The sequence below is a fragment of the Oscillibacter sp. UBA6647 genome (genome assembly GCA_002455655.1).
Classification (GTDB): Bacteria; Bacillota; Clostridia; order Oscillospirales; family Oscillospiraceae; genus Oscillibacter.
This window is the reverse complement of sequence record DKLF01000083.1, coordinates 1-5,204: the sequence shown is the minus strand read 5'-3', so window position 1 is coordinate 5,204 and position 5,204 is coordinate 1. Positions and strand designations below refer to the sequence as shown.

Sequence of the window (5,204 nt, the reverse complement as noted above, 5' to 3'; positions counted from 1 at the left end):
GATCCCATTGATTTCTATGAGGTCCATACAAAAAAGGAAGAGATACTAGATACGATTCCCCGAAGGCAGCTTAGCATTGCTGTGTACTAACAGAATTGCCTTCATGGGTGATCCTGCGAAAATGAAAGACTGATCATTCATTTGGAGGGAAGCATCAAAAAATGCTTCTCTCCAAAAACTTTATCCTCTTCTTAATGTCTGGCTGCTATTTTTGAATAGCGCTTATTTTCTCGCAAACATAAAAACACCAGTAAAGACAATGTCCCAATACTTCTCAACGGTTGTTAAAAAAGGTCAGTCGATAATAACAGATGGACTACCTCACACAAATTCATGGCTATCCGTTATGATGAATTTTTACCAAATATTGGAGGAGGTAAGTGCTATGAAAGAGTTCCTGATTACGACACGGCAAACTCATACGGAGGATGGACAACCCCTAACGCTCCGCTATTTTGTTTTGGTGGAGAAGCGGTCAGAGAATATAAGTAGCTATGGCCTAAGAATCAGTGAAATGGGGAGGAATACATATTCCATGGCTCCCGGCCTGACAAAAGATGCCCAGCGCATTTTAGACCTGATTGACATGCTGGCAAACGGAACTGTTACGCCAGCCGGCTTGGCAGACGTCATCGCCGACTGGCCTTAAGGCCGGAAATTCATGTTGCAACCCCAGTCAAATAGCAGGGAGCTTTATGTGGTTAGATGTGGAAACCGCGCAAATGATTCAAGAACTCCCGTATTTGCAGTATTTCTGCGGCTATCCGGGCTATGACGACTTTGAGCCGCCCTTTGACCCGCCCTTAATGGTGTACTTTCGTAAGCGGCTGACGCTGGAGGTCTTGGGCAAAATCTACGAGATGATGATGCGGGATGCCAAAGCCCGGGAGGAAGCAAAAAAGCAGGACAATGGTGTCAGTGCACAGCAGCATTCGGGTCTGGTTCGCCGGCGACGTGCTTTCTACCGGAACCCCACGCGCGTTTGAGTTTCGGGACAGCGACATTGCGCTTCTGAATCCTGTGGTAGACCTCAAGCTGCATCCCCAAAAGCAATCAATAAAGCTTGCTCGAATTTTTACAATATTTCATGTTTTATGAAGGAGGCTTTTTCATAGAGCTGGGACTGAAAGATAAAGTGGTTGTTAGTCTGTCTTCCGCTGCCGGCATCGGCAAAGGAATTGCCACAGAAGCAGCGCGCGAGGGCGCGAAGGTGGTATCTGCACTGCGGAGGCTTATAAGGAGGACCTGTTAACCGCGCAGGCGGAGATTGAGAAGGAAACCGGAAACCGCCCCTATACATTTTTCTATGATGTAAAGGACGCTGCCAGCATCAAGAAGCTGATTGACGATGTGGCGGCCCAACTGGGCAGTGTGTATGCGTTGGTTAACCACTGCCCCGGGCCAAAGGCGGCTAGCTTTGAGGATTTGACGGAAGAGGACTGGGCGGACGGCTATGAAAAGTGCCTCCACAGCTATGTCTATGCCATCCGCGCCGCACTGCCGTACATGAATGCGGCCGGTGAAGGCCGGATTTTGAACAGCACCGCTTCTTCCATCAAAAGTGCGCTGGACAACCTGATTTTGTCCAACACCTTCCGCATGGGCGTGGTGGGGATGAGCAAAACCATGGCGCGTGAATTTGGCCAGTATGGAATTTTGGTGAATACGATGGGTCCCGGGCGCATCTATACCGACCGAATTAAGTACCTGAATAAAATCCGCGGCGAAAAGCCGGGCATCAGCGAAGAGGAATACACCAGACGCGACAGCGCCGGGTTTCCGCAGAAGCGGTATCAAACCGTGGAAGAATACGGACGTACTGCCGTATTCCTGATTAGTCCTGCCAATGGCAGCGTCAGCGGGCAGGCGTTCATCTGCGATGGCGCAATGACTACTTCTTACTGATTGGCATATTTGAAATAAGCGGGTAACATCTGAAATAATTGCTATAAATGGCAATACATCGGAGGTTAAGACACAGCACACTAATATGGCAGGTAAGGATCTTTTTGGATCGGATGTTCGTTTAGTCGATGCAAGTTCATAACCAAAAGACGGACAGGGGGATTCCCTGTCCGTCTTTTGGTTACTATTCCCATATCTAAGACCAGACGGCAGACGGCCCTTCCAAACACCGTGGAGCAGGTGATCATTCCGTCGTAGGCATTTGCTTCTTTCCCAAGCGCCTGATAAGCCTGACGGACTGCTTGGTGTGCCATAAAGCAGTCCTTCTCATATTTTTCTTGCAATCAGACAGCACAATGGGCTGACGCCGCCTGGCAAAACATCCCGCTCCAACGTAGAAAAGCCCCGCTGTTCCACAAACTTTGAAAAAGCCGAAGAGTTCCAACGGTGCAGCACCTTGAACCCTGCCAGATCCATGAGTTTTGCCCAAAACCGATGCCCGCTGTCCCCAGCCCAGACAAAGGTGGGGGCCAACAAAAGGCCTCCGGGTTTCAGCACGCGGCGGATCTCCGAAAGCGCCTTATCCGGCTCAGGCATGATGTGCAGGGCGTTGGCAATGAGAACCGCGTCAAAGGAACTGTCGGGATAAGAAAGAGCTGTGGCGTCCTGCACCTTAAAGGTGAGGTTTGGCAGGGAAGCGCGCTTTTGTGCCTCGGCAACCATTTTGTCGGAAAAATCCGTGGCTTCCCAGCACTCAACCCTGTTTGCCAATCGGAAGGTCAATTGCCCGCTGCCGCAGGCCAACTCCAGCACGGCCATGTCGGCAGACAGATAGGGGAGACAGCGTCTGGTAATTCTGTCGTAAAGCGGCCCAGAGCTTTTCATAAACGGCGCGTATAGCTTTGCCACCCGCTGCCAGAAACGAAGATAGTTTGTATCCGGTGTGTTCATGGTTCCTTACCATCCCTTCTGTTCAGCCCGATCAGCCGGTCGGCTGCAATGTCCAGCACCGGCTTGGAGTTGCCGCTCAGGGCATAGCTTCCTCGGGAAAAGAATACGTCTGGCAGATGCATGACACGGACCTCCTTTTAAAATACGCAAGACAAAGTTATAACCGGCTAGCCTCGGAAAGAAAAAAGCCATTTGCAGAAAACGGCTTTTATGAAAACAACCGGCCACAAGCGCCCCGTACCAATGTTTCCAGAACGTCCGAATACAGCGTCCCGATTTCATTCTGATGGGAGATGGTGAGCATCAGACCCCGCACGACGGCGGAGGCCAGCGCCATGCCGCCTATGGGCGCAAGGCCTGCCGATTCCAGCAGCTCCCGGACGTGGCTCTCGTCGCTGTGATAGAACTTTTTCTGATAGTCCTCCGGCACCTTGCGCAGAAGATACGCGGCGTCCCGCTCCACGAAGGCCATCATCCCGGAGCGCTCCATGGTCCGGCAGGCGGACAAAACCGCCTCGGAGGCGCGGTCGGCAGGGGAGAGCTCGGTGTTTTTGAAGAGGACCGACGCGGCTTCCCCGTAAATTTCGGCGTGCATATCCTCCAAAACATCGAAAAAGAGCAGTTCCTTGGAGGCGTAAAATTTGTAAAACGCACCTTTGGAGATTCCTGCCGCCGCCGCCAGCGCGTCCACCGTGGTGCGGCGCACCCCAAGGGACACGGCGCTCTCCCGCGCCGCGTGGCGGAGCTGACGGAGAATAATCGCTTCTTCCTGTTGTGTAAAAGCTGTTGCCATTATAATCACCATATGACCAAAATTGATATTACAGTCACAGAATACGCCTGATTGGCTTTGCTGTCAAGCCTCTGTACCAAAGTTCGGCGGGAAGGGAACGGCAGTGCGTTTTACCCGTTATCTCCTATTGGCGGGTAAAATAAAGACTAAATCAGTCTTGACTTTTTTGAGTAAAGTGATAACATTGTTATCAGTTTTGGTAGGGGTGTGCCGATAAGATGAGTGTGAATTCACAGATGACCCGAACGCGCATTCTGGAATGCGCCAAGCAGGAGTTTATGGAGTGCGGCTATCAGAGCGCCAATATTCGCCGGATTGCGCAGGCCGCGGACGTGACCACCGGGGCGATGTACAATCATTTTTCCAACAAGGCGGTTTTGTTTGACGCGCTGGTGCAGGCTCCGGCGGAGAAGATGCTGAACCAGTTTCGCAAAATTCACACTGATGTCAGGGCGGCCCTGCCCAAGCTAACTTTTGTCCATATGAAGGAAACGGCGTATTCGGGAACGGATTGGATGCTGGAGTATGTATACGCGGATTTTGAGGCGTTTCGGTTGATTTTTTGCCGTTCGGAGGGAACGCGCTGGGCCTCGTATCTGGAGGAACTGATTGCCGTGGAGGAGCATGCCTACCGTATTTACTGCGACGCTTTCGGAAAAAGCGGGCGGCGAATTGAGGATGTGTTCCTTCATATCAATGCCACCTCCGGATTTCAGTATCTGGTGGAGTGCGTATCCCATGACCTGCCGTATGAACAGGCTGTCGCCGTGCTGGACAGCGCCAAGCGCTTCAGCATGGCCGGATGGGAGGAATTATTAAGGTAGGCGTCTTAATTTTTTGGATAAAAGTTAGCATATACTAACCGCGCTGCTGAAATTAACAGGAGGTTTTTTGTGATGTCCACTCTTCATTCCCGCGCAAACTCCGGCCGCCTGACCGGAAAAGATTTGATTAACACAGGTATTTACTCGGCAATCTATTTTGTGATGATTATGGCGCTTGCCATGACGGGCTACATACCGATCATGATGCCGCTTTTGTGCGTCATCGGGCCGCTTGTGGGCGGCATCCCCTTCATGCTGTTTTTGACCAAGGTCAAAAAATTCGGCATGATTCTCATCATGAGCGCCATTATGGGCATGATGATGGCGCTGACCGGCATGGGCTTTTATGCGCTGCCGGTGGCGCTTGTCTCCGGCCTGATTGCAGAGCTTTTATGGAAGCGGGCAGATTACAGCCGGGCGCGCAGCTCCGTGTTTGTCTGTGGCTTTTTCCACGTTTGGATCTGGGGCAACTTTGTCCCCCTGTTTACGAATCCCAACGGCTATTTTGCCACCCGCGCGGAGTTTGGCGCCGACTATGAGGCGGCGCTGACGGCGCTGCTGCCCCCTTGGATGAATCCGGCGCTGCTGGTTTGCTGCTTCGTATTCGGTGTTCTAGGCGGGCTGCTGGGCCGGGCTATGCTGAAAAAGCACTTTATCAAGGCGGGGACTGCCTGATGGGCGAGGGCATTCTTCAGGCAAGCAGACAGCGGCGGGGGCTGATATTGGACCCC

The 5,204-nt window shown here is 52.1% G+C and carries 8 protein-coding genes; 5 read left to right on the top strand and 3 right to left on the bottom strand.

Features of this window, described 5'->3' with window-relative positions; genetic code table 11:
- Window positions 1–385: 385 nt before the first annotated feature.
- From B2W96_RS06185 to B2W96_RS06175, 3 genes are all read left to right on the top strand, one after another.
- Complete coding sequence (locus B2W96_RS06185; protein ID WP_293009414.1) at window positions 386–649, top strand: DUF6514 family protein; 264 nt, start codon at window positions 386–388, stop codon at window positions 647–649.
- A gap of 46 nt (window positions 650–695) precedes the next feature.
- On the top strand, window positions 696–986 hold the full coding sequence (locus tag B2W96_RS11845) for a transposase (RefSeq protein ID WP_414692959.1): 291 nt from the start codon (window positions 696–698) through the stop codon (window positions 984–986).
- A 229-nt stretch (window positions 987–1,215) separates the two neighbouring features.
- Entirely contained in the window at window positions 1,216–1,905 is a 690-nt protein-coding gene (locus B2W96_RS06175; RefSeq protein WP_312159540.1) for an SDR family oxidoreductase, read from the top strand.
- A 327-nt stretch (window positions 1,906–2,232) separates the two neighbouring features.
- Here B2W96_RS06175 and B2W96_RS06170 read toward each other — a convergent pair whose 3' ends face one another.
- From B2W96_RS06170 to B2W96_RS06160, 3 genes are all read right to left on the bottom strand, one after another.
- The gene (locus B2W96_RS06170; protein ID WP_293009413.1) at window positions 2,233–2,856 is read right to left on the bottom strand and encodes a class I SAM-dependent methyltransferase; all 624 of its coding nucleotides are present in this window, start codon (window positions 2,854–2,856) and stop codon (window positions 2,233–2,235) included.
- Window positions 2,853–2,978, bottom strand: a complete 126-nt coding sequence (locus B2W96_RS06165) for a hypothetical protein (protein WP_293009412.1) — start codon at window positions 2,976–2,978, stop codon at window positions 2,853–2,855. The genes B2W96_RS06170 and B2W96_RS06165 overlap by 4 nt, the downstream gene beginning before the upstream one ends.
- An 86-nt stretch (window positions 2,979–3,064) precedes the next feature.
- Entirely contained in the window at window positions 3,065–3,649 is a 585-nt protein-coding gene (locus B2W96_RS06160; RefSeq protein WP_293009411.1) for a TetR/AcrR family transcriptional regulator, read from the bottom strand.
- A 218-nt stretch (window positions 3,650–3,867) separates the two neighbouring features.
- Here B2W96_RS06160 and B2W96_RS06155 point away from each other — a divergent pair, with 218 nt between their 5' ends.
- Both B2W96_RS06155 and B2W96_RS06150 read left to right on the top strand, forming a co-directional pair.
- On the top strand, window positions 3,868–4,473 hold the full coding sequence (locus B2W96_RS06155; RefSeq protein ID WP_293009410.1) for a TetR/AcrR family transcriptional regulator: 606 nt from the start codon (window positions 3,868–3,870) through the stop codon (window positions 4,471–4,473).
- 72 nt (window positions 4,474–4,545) lie between these two features.
- On the top strand, window positions 4,546–5,148 hold the full coding sequence (locus B2W96_RS06150; RefSeq protein ID WP_293009409.1) for an MptD family putative ECF transporter S component: 603 nt from the start codon (window positions 4,546–4,548) through the stop codon (window positions 5,146–5,148).
- Window positions 5,149–5,204: the final 56 nt, after the last annotated feature.

Coding starts and splice junctions, on each gene's coding strand:
- B2W96_RS06185 (WP_293009414.1), top strand. CDS start 386: ATGAAAGAGTTCCTGATTACGACACGGCAAACTCATACGGAGGATGGA.
- B2W96_RS11845 (WP_414692959.1), top strand. CDS start 696: ATGTGGTTAGATGTGGAAACCGCGCAAATGATTCAAGAACTCCCGTAT.
- B2W96_RS06170 (WP_293009413.1), bottom strand. CDS start 2,856: ATGAACACACCGGATACAAACTATCTTCGTTTCTGGCAGCGGGTGGCA.
- B2W96_RS06165 (WP_293009412.1), bottom strand. CDS start 2,978: ATGCATCTGCCAGACGTATTCTTTTCCCGAGGAAGCTATGCCCTGAGC.
- B2W96_RS06160 (WP_293009411.1), bottom strand. CDS start 3,649: ATGGCAACAGCTTTTACACAACAGGAAGAAGCGATTATTCTCCGTCAG.
- B2W96_RS06155 (WP_293009410.1), top strand. CDS start 3,868: ATGAGTGTGAATTCACAGATGACCCGAACGCGCATTCTGGAATGCGCC.
- B2W96_RS06150 (WP_293009409.1), top strand. CDS start 4,546: ATGTCCACTCTTCATTCCCGCGCAAACTCCGGCCGCCTGACCGGAAAA.